26 protein-coding genes and 2 pseudogenes are annotated in these 25,030 nt (G+C 69.5%); 10 read left to right on the top strand and 18 right to left on the bottom strand.

From position 1 onward, the window contains the following. Positions 1–35 precede the first annotated feature (35 nt). From EV384_RS36455 to EV384_RS26880, 10 genes and pseudogenes are all read right to left on the bottom strand, one after another. Complete coding sequence (locus EV384_RS36455; protein ID WP_242624312.1) at positions 36–332, bottom strand: prolyl oligopeptidase family serine peptidase; 297 nt, start codon at positions 330–332, stop codon at positions 36–38. After that, a complete protein-coding gene (locus EV384_RS26930; protein ID WP_242624311.1) occupies positions 250–2,163 on the bottom strand; it encodes a prolyl oligopeptidase family protein in 1,914 nt (637 codons plus the stop codon). Before EV384_RS26930 ends, EV384_RS36455 begins: the two co-directional genes overlap by 83 nt. Before the next feature lie 91 nt (positions 2,164–2,254). Continuing rightward, positions 2,255–2,626 carry an ArsR/SmtB family transcription factor gene (locus tag EV384_RS26925; RefSeq protein ID WP_130336508.1) on the bottom strand — a complete coding sequence of 124 codons (372 nt, stop codon included), beginning with the start codon at positions 2,624–2,626 and terminating at the stop codon, positions 2,255–2,257. A gap of 452 nt (positions 2,627–3,078) precedes the next feature. Further along, on the bottom strand, positions 3,079–3,543 hold the full coding sequence (locus EV384_RS35600; protein ID WP_207232473.1) for a LysR substrate-binding domain-containing protein: 465 nt from the start codon (positions 3,541–3,543) through the stop codon (positions 3,079–3,081). A 415-nt stretch (positions 3,544–3,958) separates the two neighbouring features. Next, positions 3,959–4,414 carry a pyridoxamine 5'-phosphate oxidase family protein gene (locus tag EV384_RS26910; RefSeq protein ID WP_130337612.1) on the bottom strand — a complete coding sequence of 152 codons (456 nt, stop codon included), beginning with the start codon at positions 4,412–4,414 and terminating at the stop codon, positions 3,959–3,961. 123 nt (positions 4,415–4,537) lie between these two features. Then, positions 4,538–5,164 (bottom strand): VOC family protein, encoded by a 627-nt coding sequence (locus EV384_RS26905; protein WP_130337610.1) that lies wholly within the window; start codon positions 5,162–5,164, stop codon positions 4,538–4,540. A gap of 5 nt (positions 5,165–5,169) precedes the next feature. Continuing rightward, complete coding sequence (locus EV384_RS26900; RefSeq protein ID WP_130337608.1) at positions 5,170–5,634, bottom strand: helix-turn-helix transcriptional regulator; 465 nt, start codon at positions 5,632–5,634, stop codon at positions 5,170–5,172. A 43-nt stretch (positions 5,635–5,677) separates the two neighbouring features. Further along, positions 5,678–5,990 (bottom strand): annotated as a pseudogene (locus EV384_RS36450) (excinuclease ABC subunit UvrA); the annotation flags it as partial. A gap of 23 nt (positions 5,991–6,013) precedes the next feature. Then, positions 6,014–6,424, bottom strand: coding sequence for a VOC family protein (locus EV384_RS26890; protein ID WP_130337606.1), 411 nt, complete (start codon positions 6,422–6,424; stop codon positions 6,014–6,016). Between the two features lie 204 nt (positions 6,425–6,628). Further along, on the bottom strand, positions 6,629–7,291 hold the full coding sequence (locus EV384_RS26880) for a hypothetical protein (RefSeq protein WP_242624310.1): 663 nt from the start codon (positions 7,289–7,291) through the stop codon (positions 6,629–6,631). A gap of 116 nt (positions 7,292–7,407) precedes the next feature. Here EV384_RS26880 and EV384_RS26875 point away from each other — a divergent pair, with 116 nt between their 5' ends. Beyond that, positions 7,408–7,875 carry a hypothetical protein gene (locus EV384_RS26875; RefSeq protein WP_130337604.1) on the top strand — a complete coding sequence of 156 codons (468 nt, stop codon included), beginning with the start codon at positions 7,408–7,410 and terminating at the stop codon, positions 7,873–7,875. 49 nt (positions 7,876–7,924) lie between these two features. On the opposite strand, the pseudogene EV384_RS26870 reads toward EV384_RS26875, so the two are convergent. Next, positions 7,925–8,123: pseudogene (locus EV384_RS26870) on the bottom strand (hypothetical protein). A gap of 78 nt (positions 8,124–8,201) precedes the next feature. On the opposite strand from EV384_RS26870, the gene EV384_RS26865 reads away from it, so the two are divergent. Then, on the top strand, positions 8,202–8,567 hold the full coding sequence (locus tag EV384_RS26865; protein ID WP_130337602.1) for a hypothetical protein: 366 nt from the start codon (positions 8,202–8,204) through the stop codon (positions 8,565–8,567). A 45-nt stretch (positions 8,568–8,612) separates the two neighbouring features. Continuing rightward, complete coding sequence (locus EV384_RS26860) at positions 8,613–9,704, top strand: IS630 family transposase (protein WP_130330592.1); 1,092 nt, start codon at positions 8,613–8,615, stop codon at positions 9,702–9,704. On the opposite strand, the gene EV384_RS26855 is transcribed toward EV384_RS26860, so the two are convergent. Beyond that, complete coding sequence (locus EV384_RS26855; RefSeq protein WP_165440084.1) at positions 9,625–10,767, bottom strand: RNA-guided endonuclease InsQ/TnpB family protein; 1,143 nt, start codon at positions 10,765–10,767, stop codon at positions 9,625–9,627. The two genes, EV384_RS26860 and EV384_RS26855, sit on opposite strands and share 80 nt — an antisense overlap. Positions 10,768–11,206: 439 nt before the next feature. Further along, positions 11,207–12,298, bottom strand: a complete 1,092-nt coding sequence (locus EV384_RS26850; protein WP_130330592.1) for an IS630 family transposase — start codon at positions 12,296–12,298, stop codon at positions 11,207–11,209. A gap of 538 nt (positions 12,299–12,836) precedes the next feature. On the opposite strand from EV384_RS26850, the gene EV384_RS26845 reads away from it, so the two are divergent. Continuing rightward, positions 12,837–13,331: a DUF6624 domain-containing protein gene (locus EV384_RS26845; protein ID WP_130337598.1), complete on the top strand. Its 495-nt coding sequence runs from the start codon at positions 12,837–12,839 to the stop codon at positions 13,329–13,331. Positions 13,332–13,567: 236 nt separating this feature from the next. Here the strand turns inward: EV384_RS26845 and EV384_RS26840 are convergent, their stop codons facing one another. After that, a complete protein-coding gene (locus EV384_RS26840) occupies positions 13,568–14,596 on the bottom strand; it encodes a DMT family transporter (protein WP_130337596.1) in 1,029 nt (342 codons plus the stop codon). Here EV384_RS26840 and EV384_RS26835 point away from each other — a divergent pair. Then, a complete protein-coding gene (locus EV384_RS26835; RefSeq protein WP_130337594.1) occupies positions 14,595–16,001 on the top strand; it encodes an aminotransferase-like domain-containing protein in 1,407 nt (468 codons plus the stop codon). The genes EV384_RS26840 and EV384_RS26835 overlap by 2 nt on opposite strands. A gap of 220 nt (positions 16,002–16,221) precedes the next feature. Here EV384_RS26835 and EV384_RS26830 read toward each other — a convergent pair whose 3' ends face one another. Next, entirely contained in the window at positions 16,222–17,271 is a 1,050-nt protein-coding gene (locus EV384_RS26830; RefSeq protein WP_130340842.1) for a hypothetical protein, read from the bottom strand. A 61-nt stretch (positions 17,272–17,332) separates the two neighbouring features. Here EV384_RS26830 and EV384_RS26825 point away from each other — a divergent pair, with 61 nt between their 5' ends. The 3 genes from EV384_RS26825 to EV384_RS26815 all read left to right on the top strand — a co-directional run bounded on the left by EV384_RS26825 (position 17,333) and on the right by EV384_RS26815 (position 20,375). After that, positions 17,333–17,542 (top strand): hypothetical protein, encoded by a 210-nt coding sequence (locus EV384_RS26825; RefSeq protein WP_130337592.1) that lies wholly within the window; start codon positions 17,333–17,335, stop codon positions 17,540–17,542. A 45-nt stretch (positions 17,543–17,587) separates the two neighbouring features. Then, a complete protein-coding gene (locus tag EV384_RS26820; RefSeq protein ID WP_130337590.1) occupies positions 17,588–18,121 on the top strand; it encodes a hypothetical protein in 534 nt (177 codons plus the stop codon). Positions 18,122–18,740: 619 nt separating this feature from the next. Further along, positions 18,741–20,375, top strand: a complete 1,635-nt coding sequence (locus tag EV384_RS26815; protein WP_130337588.1) for an FAD-binding oxidoreductase — start codon at positions 18,741–18,743, stop codon at positions 20,373–20,375. A 133-nt stretch (positions 20,376–20,508) separates the two neighbouring features. On the opposite strand, the gene EV384_RS26810 is transcribed toward EV384_RS26815, so the two are convergent. Continuing rightward, complete coding sequence (locus EV384_RS26810; protein WP_130337586.1) at positions 20,509–20,958, bottom strand: iron chaperone; 450 nt, start codon at positions 20,956–20,958, stop codon at positions 20,509–20,511. A 438-nt stretch (positions 20,959–21,396) separates the two neighbouring features. Continuing rightward, complete coding sequence (locus tag EV384_RS26805) at positions 21,397–21,582, bottom strand: hypothetical protein (RefSeq protein WP_242624536.1); 186 nt, start codon at positions 21,580–21,582, stop codon at positions 21,397–21,399. Positions 21,583–21,989: 407 nt separating this feature from the next. On the opposite strand from EV384_RS26805, the gene EV384_RS26800 reads away from it, so the two are divergent. After that, the gene (locus tag EV384_RS26800) at positions 21,990–22,859 is read left to right on the top strand and encodes an alpha/beta fold hydrolase (protein ID WP_130337582.1); all 870 of its coding nucleotides are present in this window, start codon (positions 21,990–21,992) and stop codon (positions 22,857–22,859) included. A gap of 313 nt (positions 22,860–23,172) precedes the next feature. Here EV384_RS26800 and EV384_RS26795 read toward each other — a convergent pair whose 3' ends face one another. Beyond that, on the bottom strand, positions 23,173–23,928 hold the full coding sequence (locus EV384_RS26795) for a PIG-L deacetylase family protein (RefSeq protein WP_130337580.1): 756 nt from the start codon (positions 23,926–23,928) through the stop codon (positions 23,173–23,175). Positions 23,929–24,012: 84 nt separating this feature from the next. Here EV384_RS26795 and EV384_RS26790 point away from each other — a divergent pair, with 84 nt between their 5' ends. After that, positions 24,013–24,912: an alpha/beta hydrolase gene (locus EV384_RS26790; RefSeq protein ID WP_242624309.1), complete on the top strand. Its 900-nt coding sequence runs from the start codon at positions 24,013–24,015 to the stop codon at positions 24,910–24,912. Positions 24,913–25,030 lie beyond the last annotated feature (118 nt).

Below are 25,030 nucleotides of genomic sequence, written 5' to 3'. Positions count from 1 at the left end.
CCGCGGGCTCCCAGGCGTCGACGTCGACGGTGACCTTACTCGGCTATCCAGGAGGCGCCGGCCAGCAGCCGGTGATAGCGACGCATGTCCATCAGCGGTACGTGCGCGACAACGGCCCCGAACAGCGAGGGATAGCGGGTCAGCATCACCCCCATCAACAATCCGCCGTTGCTGCCGCCCTCGATACCGAGCCGGGCGGGGGTGGTGATCCCGCGTGCCACCAGGTCGGTCGCAATCGCGGCGAAGTCCTCATACGCCCGCAGCCGATTCTCCCGCAGCGCGGCCCGGTGCCATTCGGGGCCGTACTCGCCGCCGCCCCGGATGTTGGCCACCACGTACGTGCCGCCGCAGGCCAGCCAGGAGCGGCCGATGACGCCGTCGTATGAGGGCGTCAGGGTTCGTATCCGCCGTACCCGGTGAGCAGCGTCGGCCCGGGTGCGCTGGGTCGCCGACGACGAAGTACGGCACCCGGGTGCCGTCGGCTGAGGCGGCGAAGAACTGCCGGACGGTCATGCCCTCGGTGTCGAAGAAGCTCGGCTCCCGCTTGAGCGTCTCAACCGCACCGCCGATCTGCCCGAGGCTCAGCGATGCGGGCTGAAGAAACCCCTCCGACACGAGCAGGTACGCGTCGCCGTTGTCCGGGTCGGTCGCCACGATCGTGCTGTGGTCGTACTCCGCCACACCCGGCAGGGGCGCCCGCCGCCAGCGGTCCCCGTCCGGCGTGAGCACCTCCAGCCGAGTCTTGACGTCCGACAGCAGGATCAGGATGAGGTGGTTGCGGGTCCCGGCGTAGTCGTACAGCGCGGTGGGCGCGTCGGGTTGGAAGAGAATGGTCAGGTCACGCTCACCGGCGAGGTACGCGTCGAACCGGGTCACCAGCAGAGCCCCGGCCGGGTAGGTCGCACCGTCGATGGTCAACGGCGAACGCAGCCGGATCAACAGCCACTCGCGGTGTACGTCCCATGCCGCGTCGTCCGGCACCGGGATACGGATCAGCTCCCCGGCGATCGTGCGCAGGTAGCTCTCACGACGAAAGAAGTCCAGGCTGCGGACGACGAAGTCGCGGGCGAAGCCGGCTGTCGGATCGTGCGTCGCGCGGACAGACAAGTCGTCCGCCCGGCATTCGTACACCGTCTCCGCCTCCGACAGCGGCGTGCCCCGCCGCCATCGCTTGACGATGCGGGGATAACCGGAGGTGGTCAGCGAGCCGGCGCCGAAGTCGGTGCCGACATAGATGGGGTCGGCGTCGATCCAGCAGACGCTGCTCTTCGCCTCGGGCAGCGTGAACCCGTCCGCGACGAAACCCCGCCGATCCAGATCGAACTCGCGCACCACGACCGCGTCGGCGCCGCCGCGGGACAGGCTGATCAGGCAGCGCTGGTAGCCGGCGCGCAGGACGGTGACGCCGCCCCAGACCCAGTTCTCGCCTTCCTCTGCGGCCAGCGCGTCGACGTCGAGCAGCACGTCCCACTCCGGCTCACGCCTGCGGTACTGGTCGAGGGTCGTCCGTCGCCACAGCCCTCGGGGGTGCGACGCGTCGGTCCAGAAGTTGTAGTAGTGGCCGTCACCGCGCCAGCCCGGATACGGAATGCGGTCGCCAGCGTCTAACACCTGCCGGATCTCGGACGTGCGACCGGTGAACGTGTCACCGATGGCCACGGCGGCGAGCGTCTCCCTGTTGCGGTCCTGTACCCACGCGGCGACGGTCTCCGCGTCGAGGCTCTCCAGCCACCGAAACTCATCGTCAGCGTTGTCGATCACCGTGTCCACCTGCACAACTATTTCCGACGGCCTCCACATGCGGTGGCCGGCAGCCGGGTAGCCGACACCACCTCCCGCGCCGGCACCGCCTGCTGAGCAACGGTCAGCCGGCCTTCCGCGCCACGCCGATCGGTTCGGACAGTGTCGACGAACCAGAGGGACTGGCCCGCCGGCGACGTCAACGGCAGTTGTCTGCCGTCCAGCCCCGGCCAGGTCGGGTCGGGGCGGGATCCCCGCCTCGGTGATCAACACCGGCCGGTCGGCGGCGGCGAGCGCGCCGGCCGCTGCCGGCACGACATCGTTCGGATCGCTCACCGCGCTGAGGCACGCCCGGCGCGGCTCATCGGCATCGGGCAAGCCACGCTGGGCGGCCGCCGCTACCGCGGGATTCTTGAACACCACGCCCCAAGTGCGCTGGATAGGTGCGTCCTGCGTGGGTCTGCCGACCTACGGGTGGGGACCCGGCACCGGCGCCGGCCTTCGACAGTGCCGCTCAGCGGGCCTTCTTCGTCGCCCGCTTGCGGGGCGGCGTCAACAGGTCCGCGATCGCCGCGATCGCGGACGGCACCAGGCGGTAGTACGCCCAGACGCCGCGCTTCTCGCGCTCGAGCAGGCCGGCCTCGGTGAGGATCCGAAGGTGATGACTCACGGTCGGCTGGGAGAGACCAAGCGGCGCGGTGAGGTCACTCACGGACGCCTCGCCCTCCGGAGCGGACTGGATGAGACTGAGCAGTCGCAGCCGGGCCGGGTCGGCGAATGCCTTCAGCACTCCCGCGAGCCGCTCGGCATCGGCACGCTTGATCGGCTCGCCAGCAAGCGGCGAGATAGCAGGCATAGCAGTTTTCGCAGTTCCCACGTCTGCCATCGTTCCACCAACACCATCGATAGGCCGGTAAAACCAGGACCAGTACCCCGATGGCCAGCAGTCCGGGCGGTGTCGGTACACCCGCCGGTCGCGTCCACGCCGGTGTTCAACCGCGGGCGTGATCTCGTACAGGCAGGCCTGCCACAGGACGGTTTCCCCGCCGCCGGGGACGATGTGCCCGTCACCTGGCCCGCCGCGCAGCAGCAGGTCCGCCCATTCGACGGTGCGTCCGGGCAGGGGGCGTGCGCTACGAGCACTCTATATGACCCCGCCGCTGGCGACCGTAGAAGTGACGGAGCGGGAAGCCCGCCAATCCGGGCACCGGGTGAAAATCGCGAGCCAACCCGTTGCCGAGATCGTGGCGATGCCTCGGGCCGGGCTGAAGCTTTCCCGTTGGGCGGTTCGAGCAGCTTATGGCAGCCATAAGGGGAGCAGTCGTCGCCCTGCCGGGCCTACTCCGACTCCCGATACTCAAGGGCGGCGATGAGCTGGCCAAGGTCGCGGCGGCGCGAACAGGCGGGCCATACCGCCCAGGTGCGCCGGACCAGCGGATGCCCGGCCAGCGGCGCCCAGGTGATGGACTCCGGGATCGGTGCCGACCAGTTGGGCGGTGCGAGGGCGAAGGCCCCGCCGGCTGCCACGGCCGCGAGTTTCACCTCGGCGATCAGTTCCTGTCCCTTGGGCGGGGTGGGTCCAAGATCCAGACCGTGGCTGCGCAGGATCGCGGTGAGCTCGTCGCACCAGGCGGGGCTTCCGGCACGGGGGAAACCGACCCAGTCCAGCCCGGCGAGTGCGTCCAGTCGGATCCCGTCGGGCCCGGCCAGCTTCGCGGCTTGGTCGGTGGCCAGTAGCACGCCCAGGCGTTCCTCGACGACCAGCACGGCGTCCAGGTCCGGGCCGGTCGGGTGTTCCCGCACCAGCCCGACATCGATTCCCCGGCCCGCAGCGCAGCGAGCTGTGCCGCGGTGGACATGTGAAGTGCCTGAACCCTCGTATCCGGGTAGTTCGCGGCAAGGTCGGCGAGCGGCCGGGACAGCAGACCCGTGGGTAGCTCCAGCGGTAGCCCGAGCCGCAGCGCCCTTCCGCCCGCCCCGCTGTGCGGGTCCGAGGCGTGACAGCGGCCAGTTGGAATTCCCCACCGGAGGCCAGTTGCTGGGGAGACAACTGGCCGCCGACGATCACCGGGTGTTACGTGCTTCTCCCGACGAAGGTCGGTGCTGGAGCGGTCTGAGATGCGTCAGCCCTGTTCGATCCGAGTGCGGAGTCCCCGCTGGAAGTCCACGTCCTTACCCGCACCGCTCGCCGGGGGGCGGGTGCGTTCCCGTGCGACGGTCAGCCGAGCCAGCGGCCGTCGCGCATGAGGACGCGTCCCTGCAGCTCGTTCGCCTCCCGCCAGGCCTGGATACGCCGCGGCCGGATCAGGAAGTATTGGTAGGGCTCGTCGAGCTCGCGCGGGTCGAAACCGGTCTTGGTCGCGAACGCGTCGCCCGTCCCCGGGCCGAGGTCGGCGATATCCACCGGCTCGGCGGTGCCGTCGACGACGACGACGTCGCGCGTCGGCCCAAGGCTGAGTCGCACCCGACCGTCCGCCAGGAGGTTGCGGCCGGTGACCGAGGCGCGCGACGTCGAGATGAGGAACGCGGTCCCGTCCCAGAGGTACGAGAGCGGGATGAGGTGGACGCCGCCCGGGGAGCCCGACGTCGCGACCCAGAGATCGACGTCGCTCTCCAGTTTCGCGCGAGTGTCCAGCAGCCTCTCCTCAAGCCCACGCGGCGGGGCGCCCGTCATGCTTCCTCCAGTCACTTCGTAGAGAGCCCTTCCTCCAAGGGAGGGGCTCCATCGGTCATCAGTCGGCTCACCCGGCGGCCGTCTCGTCATCGGCGGCCAGGTAGGGCAGGCAGCAGTGACACATCAGGGCGTGGGTGCCAGCGATGCGGCCTCCCATGCAAACCCGTCCGGGTCGGTGAAAGGCCCGGCATCGCCGCCGATCATGAGCCGGTGCGATCCGGTGCCGTCGGGAGCGACGCCGACGTCCTTGGCAAGGGCACGCCGCCTGTACAGCGCCAGCTTGACGGGACTCGACCCAGCAGCGAACTCGACGTACATGCGGCCAAAGCTCCTCGCCACGGCAAGGCCGCGCTCGACGTAGAACCGCTTGCTCGCGGCCACGTCCGCGACTCCCAGCAGGAGCACGATCTCGTCGATCTGCCGGGTGGCCGGGCCGGTGTCCTTCTTCGCCGAGGTCGCGACCTTCCAAATTGTCCCGTCCGGGGCTTGTACGACACCGCCGTAGCCCCAGAGCGACTTCGCGGCAGGCTTCAGCGGCGTGGCACCGGCGTCCAGGGCGGCGCCGATGAGGCCGTTGACGGTGGCCGGCTGGGACACCGTGAGCGCCAGCGTGAACCCACGGAAGCCGGTCGTCGGTGCCTCCGAGGCCCGCAGGCCTATCTGCGTGTCCAAGCCGAAGGCGGCGGTGTAGAAGCGGTTGGCGGCCGTGGGGTCGGCCACGTCGAGGGTGACGGATTCGATGGATGCCATGGCCATCACGCTAGTTGCGGCTCGGCGACCGGCGCTTCTCGATTCCTGACCGGTCTTGTCACCTGTTTCGCCACACACGGCGGCATCCCCGCCGCAGCGCCCGTTGCGCGGCGCCGGTAGGCGCTGGGCGGCATGCCGACCAGCTCGGTGAAGCGGGTGCTGAAGGTGCCCAGCGACGCGCAGCCGACCGCGAAGCAGACCTCGGTGACGCTGAGGTCGCCACGACGCAGCAGCGCCGTCGCGCGCTCGATGCGACGCGTCATCAGGTACGCGTACGGCGACTCGCCGTAGGCCAGCCGGAACTGGCGGCTGAGGTGCCCGGCCGACATGTTCACGCCGCGGGCGAGCGCCTCGACGTTCAGCGGCTGCGCGTACTCCCGGTCGATCCGGTCGCGGACACGGCGCAGTCGCGCGAGGTCGCTCAGGCGCTGCGCCGCGGCGAGTGCGCGCCCCCACGAGGGGTGACACATGAGAGAACTCCTTTCATCGATGTCCGCGAGCATCTGGGTTACCTGCCGAGCAGGCGGCGAGGTGCTCGATGACGATGACCGACTTGCCGGAGTCGACGAGCCGGTCGAGCAGACCGAGCAACTGCTCGACGTCGGCCAGACGGAGGCCGGTGGTCGGCTCGGCGAGGATGTAGACGCCGCCCTTGTGGGGCGGCCGGCGGGCGCGCCTCCCCCTCGGCGAAGAACGCCTCGGCCTCGGCGGCCGACAGCGCGAGCACCTCTGCGATGGTGCAGCCGCCGAGGGTGTGCTCGAGGACAGCGGCCCGGAAGCGCTGGCCGCAGCATTCTTCGCAGGTGGTCGCGACGCCGGCCATCATGGCCGAATCGATGACCGGACGGCTCAGCGAAGCTCCTGGATGCGGATCAGGTTGCCCGCGGGATCGCGGAAGGCGCAGTCGCGGACGCCGTACGGCTGCTCGGTCGGCTCCTGGACCACCTCGGCGTCGCCGGCCTGCAGCTTCTCGAAGGTGCCGTCGAGGTCCCGGGTGGCCAGCAGGATCCAGCCGTAGGTGCCCTTGGCCATCATCTCGGCGATGGTGCGGCGCTCGTCCTCGGTGACCCCAGGGTCGGCGGCCGGCGGCGCCAGGAGGATGGACGTGCCGGGCTGGTCGACGGGGCCGACCGTGATCCAACGCATCTTGCCCTGTCCGACGTCGCTGCGGACCTCGAAGCCGAGGGCGTCGCGGTAGAAGGTCAGGGAGGCGTCCGGGTCGACATGCGGGAGGAAGCTCGTGTGAATGGTGACGTCCATGAAGATCATGCTAGGTGCGGCTCCATGACCCGCACTTCTCGATTCCTGATCGATCTGGCCACTTGTTTCGCCACACACGGTTGCATCCCCGCCGTCGCGCGCGCCGCCTGGCGCCACGTCACCCAGGACCTCCTCAACCGTCTCCCAGGTGATCACAAGCCGGGACAGGGCCGTCTGGCCTCGGACAGTTAGGCGCCCGACAAGTCAGCTTGGCGGTTCGACCTCGGCGATGCGGGTGCGGAGTTGTTGTTCGGCCGCATCCAGCGGGGTCCAAAGGTCGAACCACGCCCGGCTGCGGGCACGCGTGCCGGAATCAAGACCGACGACGGCGATGCTGTAGACGCCCCACAGGATGTCGTAGCGACCGGACGGCGAGTCGACACCAATGGCGAAAGACGCGGCCAAGGCGGCACGAGTAACGATCAAGCTGTCCGGGTCATCGGGGGCACGCCGTCCAGCGGTGAGGTACCGCGGCTCCTCGGTGATCTTCATCCATCGCACGGTCGCGCCCGGTACCTGCTGATCGATGATCTCGGCTACGGATTCTCGGATCGTCGCAGCCGGATCGTGTCCGAGCCAGTCGAGCCAATGATCGGTGGCAAGAAGCTTGGTGAAGTCGTCCCGCGCAGGCCCGTAGCTCGGGTTGGGCTGGAACTCGCCGGTGAGCTGGCCGATGGCGTCGACCTTCCACATGCCTCGAACGGCTTCGCCGGGGATGTAACCGTTTGGGTCACTGATCAGCGTGCGGTCGATCTCGGCAACGGAACCCCCCGGGTGCCGTGCTGCCTCCGCGATGAGCTCGGTTGGCGGCGTCGCGCGTCGCCCGGGTTCGTCGCCGGGTTCTATGGATGTAGTCATGATCGCCATCCTGTGAGTCTTGCCGTCGGCGTCCAGGCCGTCACCAGCGCAGACTCGCCAGCTGCCTGGCGCGGCAGGGGATCCCGTCGGGTATCGAGGCGTGTCGCGGCAGTACCGTGCGCGCCATGATCCGCAACGCTATGATCGTAATGCCTCTTCTCGCTCTGCCTCTGACCGCATGCGCGGGCAACGCCGACAAGCCAGACGCCTCTGCGCCCTCGTCATCCGCGGCTCCTTCGGCGACCGCGTCGTCAAGTGCCGCCGCCAGCCCGACCGCCCAGGCACCTGCCGGGCAGGAGGAGCTTCGCCAGGCGGTGGTGGGGTACTCGGACGCCTTCCTCGACGCGAAGCCCACCGTCGCGTACGACCTGTTCTCCGCCAGGTGCAAGGATCGCGTGACCCTCAGCGAGTTCACCGGCATGCTGACCGCGGCCAAGCAGATGTACGGCAAGGCAATGCCGCTCAAGACCTTCGATGCACAAATTTCGGGTGATCTCGCTCGAGTGACCTACACGTACGACGTGCCTGCACTGAACCAGACCAAGGAGCCGTGGGTCCGGGAAGACGGCAAGTGGAAGCAGGACGACTGCTAGGAGACCGAGCGGCGAACGTGCCACCCGGGGTGCCCCCAGGAGATACGAGTTACTCGCAGCGGTCTTCGGAGCCTCGCCCGTATGGCTCGCAGCAGTCGGGGCGGTGGTGGTACACGCGCAGGTCCCGTCCCTGCCGGTGATCCACCGCCGGCGTGATCTCGTACAGGCAGGCTCGCCACAACAACAGTCTCCCCGCCTCCCGGGACGACTTGATCGTCGCCTGGCCCGCCGCGCAGCAGCACGTCCACCCGCTTGAGGTTATGTGGCTACCGGGCAGAGAGTGTGCAGTACGAGCGCTCCGCCCCGGCGCGGCAAGGGCTGCAAGCGTGGGCGTCGACGCCGCCAATGACGTCAAGCTGGTGATCTGTCATGGTGGGAGTGCTGTCCTTCCAGGTGACCAACCGGGGCTGCTCCAGTTCGCCCTCAACGAAGCGGTGAGCACCTCACCGTTCACCGGCTTCGCCACGGTCACCACGGAGGTGCTGGACCGGTTCGTCGAGGATCTGGTTCCCGTCCCGCTGCAGCCGATGCGTGTACCTGGCGACCCGGCGCGCCATTGGGTGGCTCCCGGACTGGTCGCCATGGCCGCCGACTACGGCGAGAGTGGTATCTGGCTGAGCGTCGGCAGCCGGCAACGCTCAGCCCTGCGGCCCCTACGCTCTCGCCTCGACTGGGAACAGTTCAATGGCTAGTGTGGTGCGTCAGAAATTCGTCTGATAAGTGGGTATGGTGGTGGGATGCCGAGGACTGGGCGTCCCACCCCGCCGCTGACGTTGACTGATGAAGAACGTGCGACGTTGACCCGATGGTCGCGGCGGGCGAAGACGGCGCAGGTCCTCGCGATGCGTTCCCGGATCATTCTGTCCTGTGCCGATGGCGGCTCGAACACTGATGTGGCGGCGGCTGTGGGCGTTCATCTGTCCACGGTGGGCAAATGGCGTCGGCGATTTTTGAAGCTGCGCCTGGACGGAGTGATCGATGAGCCGCGACCGGGCCGTCCTGCGTCCATCGGTGTGGACCGGGTCGAAGAGGTCGTCGTCGCCACCTTGGAGCAGACGCCACGTAACGCCACCCACTGGTCGCGTACCTCCATGGCGGAGAGGTCCGGACTGTCGAAGTCCACCGTCGGGCGGATCTGGCGGGACTTCGGCCTCAAGCCGCATCTGGCCGACACGTTCAAGCTCTCCACGGATCCGCAGTTCATCGAGAAGGTCGTCGACGTGGTCGGGCTCTACCACAACCCGCCCGAACGGGCCGTGGTGCTCTGCGTGGATGAGAAGTCGCAGATCCAGGCCCTGGACCGGTCCCAGCCGGTGCTGCCGATGATGCCCGGCATGCCCGAACGGCGCACCCACGACTACGTCCGCAACGGCATCACCAGCCTGTTCGCCGCGTTCAACATCGCCGACGGCACCGTCATCGGCGAACTGCACCGCCAGCACCGCGCGACCGAGTTCAAGAAGTTCCTGGCCACGATCGACAAGGCCGTCCCAGCCGATCTGGACGTGCACCTGGTCTGCGACAACTACGGCACCCACAAGACCCCCGCCGTGCGGGCCTGGCTGGCCCGCCATCCCCGCTTCCACATGCACTTCACACCGACCGGTTCCTCCTGGATCAACCAGGTCGAACGCTGGTTCGGCTACCTCACAGAGCAGAAGATCCGCCGCGGCGCCCACAAGAGCGTTCACAGCCTGGAAGCCGACATCCGCACCTGGATCGCAGACTGGAACACCAACCCCAGGCCCTTCACCTGGACCAAAACCGCCGAGGAGATCCTCGAATCACTGGCACGCTTTTGTAGGCGAATTTCTGACGCACGACACTAGTGCGGTGTCCACTAACGTTCACCGGGTTTCCGGTGGGTGTTGTGGATCCTCGCCTGTTGGGCGAGCGACTCCCCACCGGTTGGTGGGGCGGGCCTCCGCGGGCCAACTGATCCTCGCGCCGCCCTTGAAGGGCGGCGGGGGTCACGTCGGGACCGGCCGGCACCGGGCAGATGCCGGCCGGCTCGACGGTGCGTGACCACCTCCGGCAGCACAACCGCTGCCAGGGTGGTGGATCCGCCGCCGGGGTGCGGGTGGCGATGCTGGCGGCCGCGACGAGGTCGCGGTGCCCGGAAAATGCGCAGTGCGGGCAGGACAGGGTCCGCCCACGCGGCTTCGATACCCGCATTCGGCAGGCGGGGCAGGTGGAGGACGTGCCACGCTCGTCGACCAGCCGAACGCTGATGCCGGCGAGGGTGGCCTTGTCGGTGAGGACCTGCAGGAGCCGGCCGATCTGCCACTGCCGCAACCGCAGGTTGTGCCGCCGCCCGACAGGAAGGTCTAACACTCCGCGGGGATCACCGACGTGCAACACACCCACCCGCTGACCCACCGCCCACGAGACCACGCTGCGGGCGGCCTCGTGCTGGGCCTGCCGCACCCGCCGCCGGTGCCGGCCCTCCACCAGGCGTGCCCGACGCCGGTACTGCCGCCACCGCCGCGACCCCTTCTCACCCCGCTTCGGCGCCCGACGTGCCACGGCGCGGCGGCGGGCTTTGGTGTCGGCCAGGTGCATGCGGTGCTCGGCGCGGATCGCCCGCCCCGACACCAACAACCCCTCCCCGTCCGGGCCGGCCACGGCGTACGGGTGGATGATCCCCAGATCCACCCCGCCCACCCGGGCCGGATCCGGTTGCTCACCGGGCGGGTAGACCGCCACCGGCACCTCAGCGGTCACGTCCAGGAACAGGCGGCCACCCTCACACAGCAGGGTGACCGACCGGACCTGCTCGACCGGATACGGCACGTCGCGCGCCAGGCGCACCCACAACGGCGACGTACCTTTCGCGGTCGGGATCCGGACCCAACGCCCGTCGAGGGTGAACGTGCCGTGGTACCAGCGCACCGGTACCAACCCCCGCCGGCGACGGGGAACCGGGCCGACAGGTCACCGTCCTTGCGGCGTTTCGCCGCCGCGAACCACGCATCGGAGAACCGGCGCAACACCGACCGGGCGCCGGTGGTGTCCAGTTCGGCGAACGTGCCCGGCCCGGATGCGGCCAACTCCCGGCACAGCTGTTGATAGGCGACCAGCGGCGCGTCGCGGCGGCGGTGGCACCACGCGTTGACCTCCAGCACACACGGCCACACATCACCGGCGGAGCGCAGCAGCCCGAAACACCGCCGTCGCTGGCCGGGCGTCACCCGCAACCGGACGCGTGCGGTGCGATGCATGACCCGCGGGGCGGCGGGATCTCGACGGCGAGGCATGAACCGGAGCCAACACCGCCCCTACGACATTTTCCCAACCCCGACCAACCCGGCGAACGTTTGTGGTCAGAGCACTAGTGTCGTGCGTCAGAAATTCGCCTACAAAAGCGTGCCAGTGATTCGAGGATCTCCTCGGCGGTTTTGGTCCAGGTGAAGGGCCTGGGGTTGGTGTTCCAGTCTGCGATCCAGGTGCGGATGTCGGCTTCCAGGCTGTGAACGCTCTTGTGGGCGCCGCGGCGGATCTTCTGCTCTGTGAGGTAGCCGAACCAGCGTTCGACCTGGTTGATCCAGGAGGAACCGGTCGGTGTGAAGTGCATGTGGAAGCGGGGATGGCGGGCCAGCCAGGCCCGCACGGCGGGGGTCTTGTGGGTGCCGTAGTTGTCGCAGACCAGGTGCACGTCCAGATCGGCTGGGACGGCCTTGTCGATCGTGGCCAGGAACTTCTTGAACTCGGTCGCGCGGTGCTGGCGGTGCAGTTCGCCGATGACGGTGCCGTCGGCGATGTTGAACGCGGCGAACAGGCTGGTGATGCCGTTGCGGACGTAGTCGTGGGTGCGCCGTTCGGGCATGCCGGGCATCATCGGCAGCACCGGCTGGGACCGGTCCAGGGCCTGGATCTGCGACTTCTCATCCACGCAGAGCACCACGGCCCGTTCGGGCGGGTTGTGGTAGAGCCCGACCACGTCGACGACCTTCTCGATGAACTGCGGATCCGTGGAGAGCTTGAACGTGTCGGCCAGATGCGGCTTGAGGCCGAAGTCCCGCCAGATCCGCCCGACGGTGGACTTCGACAGTCCGGACCTCTCCGCCATGGAGGTACGCGACCAGTGGGTGGCGTTACGTGGCGTCTGCTCCAAGGTGGCGACGACGACCTCTTCGACCCGGTCCACACCGATGGACGCAGGACGGCCCGGTCGCGGCTCATCGATCACTCCGTCCAGGCGCAGCTTCAAAAATCGCCGACGCCATTTGCCCACCGTGGACAGATGAACGCCCACAGCCGCCGCCACATCAGTGTTCGAGCCGCCATCGGCACAGGACAGAATGATCCGGGAACGCATCGCGAGGACCTGCGCCGTCTTCGCCCGCCGCGACCATCGGGTCAACGTCGCACGTTCTTCATCAGTCAACGTCAGCGGCGGGGTGGGACGCCCAGTCCTCGGCATCCCACCACCATACCCACTTATCAGACGAATTTCTGACGCACCACACTAGCCAACAAAATCTCTCCGGTCCGAGCGCACCTCTCCTGCGGCGGGATGGGCACGTATCGCTGGTCGGCGGTCTACCCAAGACCAAGTGCACACATCTGCCGCGGACCTTGCGCCGCGGAGCGTCACGATCGCTTGAGCCAGCCGCCGTCCGGTCGTACCGATGAGCGCGCATATACCGAATGCCGGATTGCTGCTCTTTCGGGAATCGGCTGGGAAGGAACTCTGCTCGACACATAGGCGTCGGAACTCGTCTGTCAGCGCACCGGATCGGCTCCACCCAGATCCTTGGGATGCCTTACGACCGGCCGCATCGATCCGCCGCTTGGTCGTCCTCTTGTCTCTCGAGATCACGTGACGCGACAATCGGCGGAAGAGAAGGGTGCCCATGAGAGCTCTGCTACGAGTCCTGTTGCCGCTGGCCGCCCTCATGGCTGCCGCGGGATGTTCCACCTCTCCAGAGCCTTCCGAGCCGCCCGAATCAGCAGCCACCGTGCAGTTCAACCAGGCGCTGCACGATGAGCTGGTCGGGATGCTCAAGCGCGACCAGGCCGAACGCACCGGCGGGCCCCAAGGCGAGGGTGATGAGGCGCGCACCGCCCGCTTGAAGGAAATCATCGATGAACACGGCTGGCCGACGGTCGATCTCGTGGGCGTGGACGGTGGGGATGCCGCGTGGACGATCGCCCAGCACTCCGATTTCGACCCCGCATTCCAGCAAGAGGCGCTCGAGATGCTGCGCGATGCCGTGGCTGACGGCCAAGCTTCACCGGGTAACCTCGCCTATCTCGAGGATCGGGTAGCGGTCGCCAACGGGCAGCCACAGGTGTACGGGACGCAGATCCGCTGCGGCCCGAAGGGCCCCGTTTTCGCAACGCCGATCAAGGACCAGGCGGGAGTCGAGGACCGACGAGCAGAGGCACAACTCGATACGCTGGCCGACTACATGGTCGAGATGACCGCGATCTGCGCCCAGGACGCGGGGTAGCCTCCCAGCATTGTCCGGCCGGGTGGCGGCACCACCAGAATGACCCGCGAAGAGGACCAAGCTGGCCGGCTCGCAAGCGGAGCAGCCTGTTGTCGTTCGCTGAGGTGTCCGTGTCGGGAATGGCCTGGGGCACGTGACAGTGGTCGAGTACCCATGCCCTTCCGGACGTCCTCAACTGCCGCGATCCGCGCGGTCATGCCGAGTTGAGTGTGGCCGGGTCCGTCACGTCGGCAAGTTCAGGGGTTGATGGGTGGTCGGCCGCTCGCGGGGATGCCTTGTGCCGGGAGTTGCCCGCGCGCATGGGGTGGAAGGGTGCGGTGCATCGCGTCAGCGGTGGCGCCCTGGTCTGTTGCGCGCGGGGTGCGGTTGCGCTGGATCAGTACGACGCAGGCCAGCACGACCAGCGCCGCCCCGATCGAGGCGGGGGTGACGGTCTCTGCGAGCAGTAGCGCGGACCAGAGCAGGGTGAGTACCGGCTGTGCGAGCTGGATCTGGCCGACCTGGGCGATGCCGCCTCGGGCTAGACCTGCGTACCAGGCGAAGAAGCCCAGGAACATGGAGATCGCGGTGAGGTAACCGAACGCCGACCAGGCGGCGGCGTCGGCGCGCGGCGGGTGGGCCGAGGCGGCGACGAGCGTGATGGGCAGGGTGACGGGCAGTGAGAGCAGCAGCGCCCAGCAGATCGTAAGGGCGCCGCCCAGTTCGCGGGCGAGCGCGCCGCCCTCGGCGTATCCCAGCCCACACAGGACGACCGCTGTGAGCAGGAACAGGTCGGCGGCCGACAGTGCGCCGTGCACCGTCCCGCTGGTGATCAGGAAGGCGAGCACCGCCAGTAGCCCGCCGGCGCTGGCGACCCAGAACAGCAGTGGTGGGCGTTCGCCGGCCCGCAGTACCGCGAACACGGCGGTCATGGCGGGCAGCACGGTGATGACGACCGCGCCGTGTGCGGAGGTTTGGGTGGTCAGTGCCAGCGAGGTGAACAGCGGGAAGCCGACGACGACGCCGAGGGCGACGATCGACAGCCGCCGCCACTGGCTTCGGGTGGGTCGCGGCGCGCCGGTGAAACGTAGGTACGCCCATGCCAGTAGTGCCGCACCGACGGCCCGGCCGAAGGCTACGAACCACGGGTCGAGTTGCTGCACGGCGACGCGGGTGGCGGGCAGCGACATGCTGAAGGCGAGCACGCCCAGCGCGCCGAGGGTGAGGCCGATGGCCCGATCCGCCGTTACCGTGGTGGCGACAGTAGCGCTACTATTGTCTCTCATGAACGACGGTAACGCAGTGGACCGCGTTATCCAAGATCTGCGCGGGCTCGTGGCCGCCGCGGACCCCGGAACACGGCTGCCCTCGGTGCGCGAGTTGACCGCCCGGCACCAGGCCTCGCCGGTGACCGTCGCCGAAGCGGTCCGACAGCTGGTGGCGCAAGGGCTGATCGAGACGCGACCGGGGAAGGGCACCTTCGTGGCCGCCCTGCCGGACGAGCGGCGCATGCCCGACTTGTCCTGGCAGACGGTGGCGCTCGGTGCCCGCAGATCGGGCGAGGATGAGATGCAGGCGTTACTCGCGTTACCGCGGCCGGGAGCGATCCCGCTGTCCGGCGGCTACCTGGACGCAGATCTGCAGCCTGCTGCGGCGCTCGGCGCCGCGCTCGCCCGCGCTGCCCGGCAGCCCGCAGCCTGGCAGCGCGGGCCGGCCGAGGGGCGTGAGGACCTACGCGCCTGGTTCGCCCGTGAGGCCGGGGCCCGGCTGCGCGCCGACGACATGGTGATTTGCCCGGGCGGGCAGGCGGCGCTGTCGTCCGCGTTACGCGGTCTCGCCGCACCCGGCGACACCCTGCTCGTCGAGTCCCCAACTTACTTGGGGGCGCTGGCCGCGGCCCGGGCGGCTGGGCTGCGGGTGGTGCCGGTGCCCGCCGACGCCGACGGCGTACTCCCTGACCAACTCGCCGCCGCGTTTGCTCGCACCGGCGCGCGACTGTTCTACTGCCAACCGCTCTACGCCAACCCGACCGGTGCGACACTGGCAGCTCACCGCCGACGCGAGGTCGCCGATGCCATACGCGACGCCGGAGCGTTCCTGATCGAGGACGACTACGCCCGCGACCTCACCATCGACGGAGAAGCCCCGCCACCGCTGGCCGCCGATGACCCTGACGGGCACGTGATCTACCTGCGCTCACTGACCAAGTCCGCCGCTCCCGGTCTACGTGTCGCCGCGATCGGTGCCCGCGGCCCAGCCGGCGCCCGGCTGCGTTCGGCCAGGCTGCTCGACGACTTCTTCGTCGCCGGCCCGCTGCAGCAGGCCACGCTGGAGTTCGTCACCGCCCCGGCCTGGACACGGCACCGGCGCGCCCTGCGCACCGCGCTGCGGACACGGCGCGAGGCGCTGCTGACTGCACTGCGCCGGCACCTGCCGGGACTCGCCCCACCGACGATCCCACGCGGCGGCCTGCACCTGTGGGCCCGCCTGCCCGACAGCACCGACGACGTCGCGCTGGCCGCCGCAGCTGCCGCCGAAGGCGTCATCGTCTTCCCCGGCCGCCCGTGGTACGCGGCCGAACCCCCGGCGCCGCACCTGCGCCTGACCTACGCCGCAGCCCCACCCGACCTCATGGAGGAGGCCGTCCGCCGCCTCGCTCGCGCCCTCAGACAAGAAACGACACGTTCTTAGCCTGCCTACTGCGCAGAGAGTTCGCTGGTATCCGCGAACAAGATCACGTGCACGCTTCTGCCGCGAGTCGCGCGCGGTCGACCACCAGCTCTGCCGATGCCCGACTTTGCCGAGAAGCGTGCGTTCCGGCGCTCATACGCAGTGACCGGATAGCTTTCGGTCGGTTGGTGGCTGTGGGGCAGCCGCCCGGTGGCTCCAGGTCCCTAGTGTCGACCGGGTGTCATCCTTCGGGATCGTGCAGTGAGGTCGGGGAGAGCAGCGGCTGAAGTAGAGCGGGGTTGATGATCGCCGGCAACCGCCGGGCTACCCCAGCGAGGAGGTCGGCGACCTGGACCCGCGGATCGTCGCGGGAGTCGACCATCACCAGCCCAGCCAGGGGTGATACGCCGGCCGGCAACGCCCCAGCCTTGTCGGCGTCTGCCGCCGATGGTCCGCCGTCGTTGGCCAGCACCTGCTGCAGGCGGGTCAGCCGGTCGGCCGTGAGGGCGCTCTGCTCGTCGTGGATCACCAGCACCTGCCGCTGTCCGCCGCTCCAGGACAAGACCGTTTCCGCCAGCGCCGGCAGCATCGGTTCCAGCGGTGGCGGGATCGACCGGTCGTCGTTGTCGAGCCTGGTCAATACAGCCCACACGTGGGTCGAACTGAGCCCGTTGAGGACAGCATCGGCCTGTGTGCCGAGCCCGTTTCGTACCAGCGCATCCCGGGCCTGGAAGAACCGCTCCACGGTCCGGCGACCCGGACGCCGCCGTTTGATCCGGACCAGGTCGACGAAGGCTGCTAGGAAGACACCCCAGTCGCTTCCGGCCGAGCGCCTGGCCCGATACAAGGCGAGAGCGGCCGGACGGTGGTCCTGAGTCAGGCGGGTGCCGGCCGCGTACGACGGCTCGGTCAGCAGCAGGTCGACGATCCGGGTTACGAGGAAGAACTCCTTGTCGACCAGATGGACGTGCGCGCGGCCCGTCAGCGCCGCCAGGAACCACTCCAGCGCTTCACCCGCGCCCGGGCCGCGAAGGAACTGCCCGGACTTGAACTCGTGCGGCGAGAACCGGAACCCGGACCGCAGCGCTGTGATCAGCCCGATGGCCTCGCCCGCGCCCAGGTCGACACTCGCGTGCGTGATCACCGGGGTGGTCGAATGGAGCAGATTGGTGCCCGAGAATCCGGACTCGTCACAGGCGATCTCCACAACGGCGCCAACCACCGCATCCACCGGCGGTAGTCCGCCCTGAAGCGGCGATCTCACACCCGATCCCCCCACCATGCCGACCATGGTCACCCGTGCACCCTCATCGAACAATCCAATTGCGCCCGGGAGGCCCGCGACGGAGGGCATGCTGGTGCTGGTGCTGGTGCTGGTGCTGAGGCACTTGGACGACGGACCACAGATCACCACCGAACCCGGCCGCAGGTCGTTACGCCTTGCCTGCGCGAGTCGACCCATCCGCTTCTGCCGCGATGAGCGCGGTCATGCCGAGATCAGTGCGTTCCCAGAGTTCGCGCGGCCCACCAAACCCGTCGGACGCGGTCGCCCCGGTGAATGAAGTCGATCTAGCTTCCTCCATGCATCGCTGCCAGACTGTTGGGTCGTGGATACGGTGGCAGTGATCATTACGACGTTCGGCGGCGCGCTCTCGGCGACGCTCGGTGTTCTTGTGGGCGGTGTGGTCACCCGTCGGGTCCAGGAGCGGCATTGGTTGCGCGACAAGCAATTGCGCGCATACGAGGAGCTGTTCTCGCAGTACGCCCGGTTCATGATGGCGCTGCGGCGAGCGCACCTGGACCGAACGCCGGTTGACGTCGACTGGGGTGCCTGGAGCGTCTCGCTTACCTCCGCAAGCCTGGTCGCTCCGCTGCGCGTGGCGCGGGCGATTGACGCGTTTGGAAGCGCTGTCGGCGTCTTCCTCGACGCGGTGTCAACCCGGGATCCCGTCGCGAATCCGGTCGACGAAGAGGCTCTGACCGAGGCGTCGCGTCCGGCGGCGGCGGCGCAGCTGGCCCTGCTGAACGCGATCCGTCGGTCCATGGGACGCTCCCTGGAGGAGCTGTCGTTCTACATCGGCGGTACGCTCGGTCGCCATCCCGAGGGAACGGAGTCGCCCGCGACCAACCACCCTCGCTGACAGCGTCCGACCGTGAGGCATCCGACTGAACCGGGCGGAACAGTAGTGTTGATCGCACAGCTGCGGACCTCGCGCCGGCATCCTCAACGGCCGCTGGTCGCGCGGCCGTCGTGTGATCGTCGGCCTAGGCGCGGTCAGCGGCTGGCGTGGTCGTGATGGTCTCCGTGACGGCGCCGCCCTCCGTGGCGAACTCGATCGTCAGTGAGGTAAAGGTGCCCGGCTACCTCGCAGCCAGCACGGCGAAGCCCCAGACGTCCTCGGCCTGGAACGGGCCACCACCGTGGTTCGGGTCGCACGTGGGTGCCGAACGCGTGCCGGCGCGGCTGGCACGAATCCCTGGCGGAGCAGCCAGCCGGCGATGTCCGACTAAGCGTCGTCGTGGCCGAAGGTCAGTCGGGTCAGGTCGATCGTTAACTGGCCCGCGCTGGTCGCTCCTCGCCCAGGCCGCGGTCCGTGCGGTACCGCACACGGTAGGCAGTGACCGTCGGGAAGGCCAGCCCCATACCGGTTCGCGGCCGCAGGCAGTCCACGCCTACCACGACGGCATCGACGGGGCTGCCGGCCGTCGAGTACGTTACCGGCGAGTCGATCTGGCGATGGTGGACCGCGGGGAGGCCGCGTGGCCGGGAAACACCGTTCGTGGTGGGGCTGGGGGCACGTTGAGGACGCAGTGACCGGCGCGGAGGCGACGGCGTTGGCCGACCGGGTGCGTACCCTGCTGCCCGACGTCGACCTGACCGAGCACGTCGCGCCGCCGGTGGCCGAACTCGACCTGCGCCCGCCGCGGGTCGATCCGCCGACGTCACTCGCCCGGCTGTGTTCGACGGACCCGGCCGACCGGGCGGCGCATACCCACGGCAAGGCGTTCCGGGACGTCGTCCGCAACCTGCACGGGGACGTCCACGACCCGCCGGACCTGGTGGTCCGGCCAGCGACGGAGCAGGACGTCGTCGACGTGCTGGACTGGTGCGCGGGCCGGGACATCGCGGTGATCCCCTACGGCGGCGGCTCGTCAGTGGTCGGCGGCGTGGAGCCGCGGCTGGACGACGCGTATCCCGCGGCGGTCAGTCTCGACCTCGGACGCCTCGACCGGGTGCTCGAGGTGGACCCGACCAGCAGGGCGGCCCGCATCCAGGCCGGCGTGTTCGGCCCGGCCCTTGAGGACCAGCTCCGGCGGCACGACCTCACGCTGCGGCACTTCCCGCAGTCGTTCGAGTTCTCCACCCTGGGCGGCTGGTTAGCCACCCGCGCCGGCGGTCACTACGCCACCGTCCTAACCCACATCGACGACCTGGTGGAGTCGTTGCGGGTGATCACCCCGGCAGGCACCAGCCAGTCGCGCCGGCTGCCCGGCTCCGGCGCCGGGCCGTCCCCGGACCGGCTGTTCCTCGGCTCGGAGGGCGTGCTCGGCGTCATCACCGAGGCGTGGATGCGGCTGCAGGACCGGCCCCGCTGGCGGGCGGGCGCCTCGGTGCACTTCACCGACTACGACGAGGCGATCACGGCCACTCGGGCCATCGCCCAGTCCGCGCTACACCCGAGCAACTGCCGGCTGCTCGACCCGGCCGAGGCGCTCCTCAACGCCGGCGCCGCCACGACCGGCGGCGTGCTCGTCCTGGGATTCGAGTCCGCCGACCATCCGGTCACACCGTCGCTGGACCGCGCAGTCGAGCTGTGCCGCGACCACGGGGGAACCCTGCCGGAGCCGCCCCGCAGCGACGACTCGTCCGGCCCACGGCAGGGCACCGCCGCCGACGCCTGGCGGTCAGCGTTCCTGCGGATGCCGTACCAGCGCGACGCGCTCGCCGCCCGGTCGATGATCGTGGAGACGTTCGAGACCGCCTGCACCTGGGACCGATTCCCCGCCTTGCGCACCGCCGTGCTCGACGCGGTCGGCGACGCGCTCCGCGCCGTCGCCGCGACCGGCGTAGTCACCTGCCGCTTCACCCATGTCTACCCGGACGGCCCCGCCCCCTACTTCGGCGTGTACGCCACCGGCCGCTGGGGCGCCACCCTCGGCCAGTGGGACCAGATCAAGCATGCCGTCTCCGACGCGCTGCTCGCCGCCGGCGGCACCATCACCCACCACCACGCCGTCGGCCGCGACCACCGACCGTGGTACGACCGGCAGCGTCCGGACCCCGTCGCGCTCGCATTGCGCAGCGCCAAGAGCGCGCTCGACCCGTCCTGGATTCTCAACCCGGGCGTCCTCGTCGATCCGCCGGCTGACTTGGGCCGGCCCCGCGATGCCTGACTTTTAGGTAAACCCCGTGCTGGCGGGGCGGCCCCATCCGCCCCGCGGGAACTCGGCTACCCGGATCGTCGTATGCGGGTGACATGCTGGCGGTCGTGACCCCATTGACGATCATCGGCGGTCGTGGCAACGGTCAGGAGACTGCAGCCTTCACCAGCTCGACGAGCTTCTTCTCTACCGCGGGGCTCCATTTCTGGAGCGCGTACGACACCGGCCACAGGTCCCCGTCGTCGAGGTTGGCCGCGTCCTGGAAGCCCAGGGTCGAGTACCGGTAGTTGAACTTGCCCGAGTCCTGGAAGAAGACGACGATCTTGCCGTCCGGGTTCGCGTAGGCGGGCATCCCGTACCAGGTCTTTGGCGACAGCTCGGGGGCGGCAGCGGTCACCGTCGCGTGCACGCGCTCGGCGAGCGCGCGATCTTCCGGCGCCATCTGCGCGATCCGGTCGAGGACCGCTTGCAGCTCGTCGGCCTTCTTGGCGCCCTTCTTGCCCTCGGCGCGCAGCTCGGCGGCGCGCTCCTTCATCGCGGCACGCTCCTCGGCGCTGAAGCCGTCTGACACGGTCGTGGAATTCTTCGCGGACATTCTCGGGCTCCCTTTCCGCCGTTCAAGGCTCGGCGTGATGCCGGGTCTGGGAGAAGGCTAGGCCCGACGACACCCTGGCGCTTCTCGAATCCTGATCGGATCGCGGGCCCAGACGAGGCGTTCGAGTAGCGCGCTGTTCACTGACGGATCGTCCCGGATCTGCCGCCCACCGCAGGCGTTCAGCGCCGCCCTGTCCTGTCGAGTTGAGTGTGCCAGCCAGCCTGGAGGTACTCGGCCCGTCGACGTGGTCCTGCCCACCCGCGGCGCCCCGCGCCATCCCTGTGCACTAACGAGAAGGCACTTCGCCGAGGCGCCCATGCGATGGACCGACCCCATGCGGAGGCGCCAGCGGACGTGGGGACGCGTCCGCCGGGCACGGTCAGGGTCCGGGCAGGCAAAGCGCTGCCCCCGTCAGGCGGCTCGGTACAGAAGCCCGGGTCAGAGACCTGGGCTTCGCCGTTTCCCGAGGTCGACCACCCTGCCGCCTGGCGTGCCAGTCCGCAGATGGTCCGCATCCCGCGCCGCGAACGCCTCGTCCAGCCGGTTGGCGACGGCGTCCAGGTCGTCACCGAACAGCCCCGCGTACACGTCCAGCGTCATCGACGCCGAGGCGTGCCCTCGCATCCGCTGCACCCCCTGACGCTGGCACCCGCCGCCATGGCCAGGCTCGCCACCGTATGCCGCAGGTCATGCGGAGTCAGCCCAGCCAGCCCGGCCGACGCCGCCGGCCCGAACACCCGCGACCGGAAGTTCGTGTTGCGCAGCGGCCCACCCCTCCAGAGCGTGAACAGCGGCAGGTTAGCCGCGGACTAAACATCCCGTCATGCCGCGAATCGCGCGTTTCGGGCTCGGACGGGTCGATGAGCGGGTGCCTGAGGCGTAACGTTCCAGACGCTTCGCGCTGCGCCGCCGGTTTGTCGGCCGTGGCTGGTGCGGCGGGTGTCGGGGAGGGATGGGGTGCCAGCCCGGTGCCGGCGCGTGGGCGCAGGGTCCGGTGAGTTTTCGCCAGGGGAGGGGTCAACATTGTCATGATGAACACGCACAGGCTGGAGACCGCCGAGGCCGACATCGTCTACGACGTGCACGGCCCGCTGCCCACGGCCGACGGACGCCCACCGCTGTTCATGATCGGCCAGCCGATGGACGCCAGCGGCTTCGCCACGTTGGCGTCGTATTTCCCCGACCGCACCGTGGTCACCTATGACCCACGCGGCCTTGGCCGCAGCAGCCGCAAGGACGGCCGGGTCGACCATGCCCCCACGGTCCAGGCCACCGATGTGCACGCCGTTATCGAGGCGCTGGGTGTTGGACCGGTCGAGATGTTCGCCAGCAGTGGCGGTGCGGTGACCGCGCTGGCGCTGGTGGCGGCCTTTCCCCACGATGTGACCACCCTGGTGGCCCACGAGCCACCACTCATCCCGTTGCTGCCCGATGCCGAGGCTGCCGAACGCGCCCGCGGCGGCGTTCGCGACGCCTACGAGGCCAAGGGGTCGAATGCCGGCATGGCGGCCTTCATCGCCATGACGTCGTGGCGAGGCGAGTTCACCGACGACTACTTCGCCCAGCCCGCGCCGGATCCGGGCCAGTTCGGGATGCCGAGCGAGGACGACGGCTCTCGTGATGATCCGCTGCTGTCGGACCGGTCCTGGGCGGTCAGTAGCTACCGTCCCGACCTGGACGCGCTGGCCGCGGCGCCGACACGCATCGTGATCGCCGTGGGCAAGGAGTCCGCGGGCATCTTCACCGGACGCACCTCAATGGCCACCGCCGAACTGCTCGGCCAGCGGCCGAGCGTGTTCCCCAGCCACCACGGCGGCTTCCTCGGTGGCGAGTTCGGATACCCCGGCCAACCCGAGGCCTTCGCGCGCGAGCTGCGCGAGGTCCTCGACGAAGACAACTGACGCGGTGCATTCCGCCTCGCCGTCGATCTGGGCAGGACGTGGTGGCCCGCAGACACGGCGAGCAGGTCCCGGCGGTCGTGTGCCGCTGGGTGTCGCAGGTCGCTTGGTCGACCAAGACCTGGGCCGATGAGCATCCAGGTCCAACCGCGCCCAGCTGTGGTCATGAACATCCGGATCTGCCACGACCAGCGCGCTGAGGTGTCGCAGACTAGTTGGCGGACGAATGTCGCGATCAGCGGATGCCATTTTCCGACAGGCGCAGCGTCAGCTCGCGGTCGCCGGACACGCTCACAGGAGAGAGTTCTGGCAGGGCTCAAAGCCAGGGTGGTGGGCCCTCGAAGGCGAGGGTGTGCACGTCGAACAGGACCGCCGCCTCCACGCCCAGCGCCGGCCCGCCCTGGCGGGCCGCCCAGGTGAGGAACGGCCCGGGTTCGGGGCCGACCACGCCCAGGCCCTTGGTGTACTCGGCGTGCGCGGCTAGCGAGGCGATACCGCGTCGCAGCGGCTCGCCGGCGACGTCCACGCCGTGCGTGGGGCGCTCGGCGCCGGCGAAGCAGACGTAGCGCACGCCGCCCCAGGGCGGTAGCCCCTCGCCCACCAGTTCCGGGAAGATCCACCGGTTGCCCGCGTCGCGGGCGGCGTCCAGCGTAGCCAGTCCCACCGCCCGGTGGTCGGCCTGGTTGGTGATGCCGCCCACCATGCGGACGGTGAAGGCGCCCGAGACGATGACGTCGGGCCGGTGCCGGCGTATCGCCCGCACGATGTCGCGGCGCAGGTCTGGACCGTACTCGACGACCCCGTCGCGGTGGTCGAGGAACTCCACGACGTCCACGCCGACCTCCCGGGCCCCGGCGCGCTGCTCCTCCTCGCGCAACGGCGCGGCCTGGTCCGGGTGCATGGCGTCGATTCCTGCCTCACCCCGGGTGGCAAGCAGGTAGGTGACCTGCTTGCCCTGTGCGGTCCAGCGGGCGATCGCCGAGGCCGCGCCGTACTCGATGTCGTCAGGGTGCGCGGCCACCGCAAGGCAGCGCTCCCAGTCCTCCGGCAGCACCGGTAGAAGCTCATCCACGGTCCACACCGTAGCCGCCTCTCCGCCGATCCGTCACCGCCGCGTCGGCACGTTGACAACCGCCGAGCAAGCGATACTGAGCGGGTGGATCCCAGCCGGCTGCACCCGCAGGCGCGGGCGGCGATGCAAGTCCAGCAGCGCGTCCCGCTCACCCGGGCGGCCCTGCCGGCGGCACGGCTCAGCATGGTCCAGGCGACCCCGGCCGAGGTGGGCACCGCACCGGCGATCCGGTCCGTGGTCACAGTCGACGCCGGCGGCGTACCCGCCCGCCTCTACCGCGACGGCGATCACGACGCGATGCCGGTGGTCCTCTATGCGCACGGCGGGGGCTGGGTGATGGGCAGCGTGGCCACCCACGACGGGCTGTGCCGGCACCTGGCGGCCGCGTCCGGCTGGGCCGTGCTCTCCGTGGACTACCGGCTCGCCCCCGAGCATCCTTACCCGGCCGCGATGGACGACGTGGCGCGCGCGCTCACCTGGCTGCGCGGGCCCGGGGCGACTCGGCACGGCCTCGACCCGGGCCGGATAGCGGTGGCCGGTGACTCCGCGGGAGGGCACCTTGCGGCGGTGACCGCTCGGCGCGCCCGGGATGCGGGGATCCGTCTTGCCGGGCAGATCCTCATCTGCCCGGTCATTGACCCTGCGGCCGACTATCCGGCCCTGGACGAGTACGGCCTGGACCGGGAGGAGATGCTGTTTTTCTGGGACGCGTTCGCCCCACCCGGCGTGGACCGTACCCAGCCGGATCTGGACCCACTGCGGGCCGACCTCACCGGCCTGCCCCCCGCCGTGGTCATCACCGCCGAGCTCGACCTGTTGTCCGCCGAGGGTGAACGGTACGCGGCCAGGCTGCTGGCGGCCGGCGTTCCCGTCACCGCTACCCGGTACCAGGGACTCATCCACAACTTCCCGCGGAAACTGGCCCTGTTCGACGCCGCCCATATCGCCCTGGCCCAGTTGGCCGCCGCGCTGAACCGGTGGTGAAAAGGTTCGGACATTGCGGGTGCCGAAAACCGTTCGCGATCTCTGTTCGGTTCATCCTGGCGTGGTCCCGCCAGCTGTGTCGTGTGAAGATCGGCTTCGGCTCGTGCCCGTTCGGCCT

It is taken from the genome of Micromonospora kangleipakensis (assembly GCF_004217615.1).
GTDB classification, from domain to species: Bacteria; Actinomycetota; Actinomycetes; order Mycobacteriales; family Micromonosporaceae; genus Micromonospora; species Micromonospora kangleipakensis.
The sequence above is the reverse complement of the archived record's forward strand: the minus strand, read 5'-3'. Positions and strand labels throughout refer to the sequence as shown.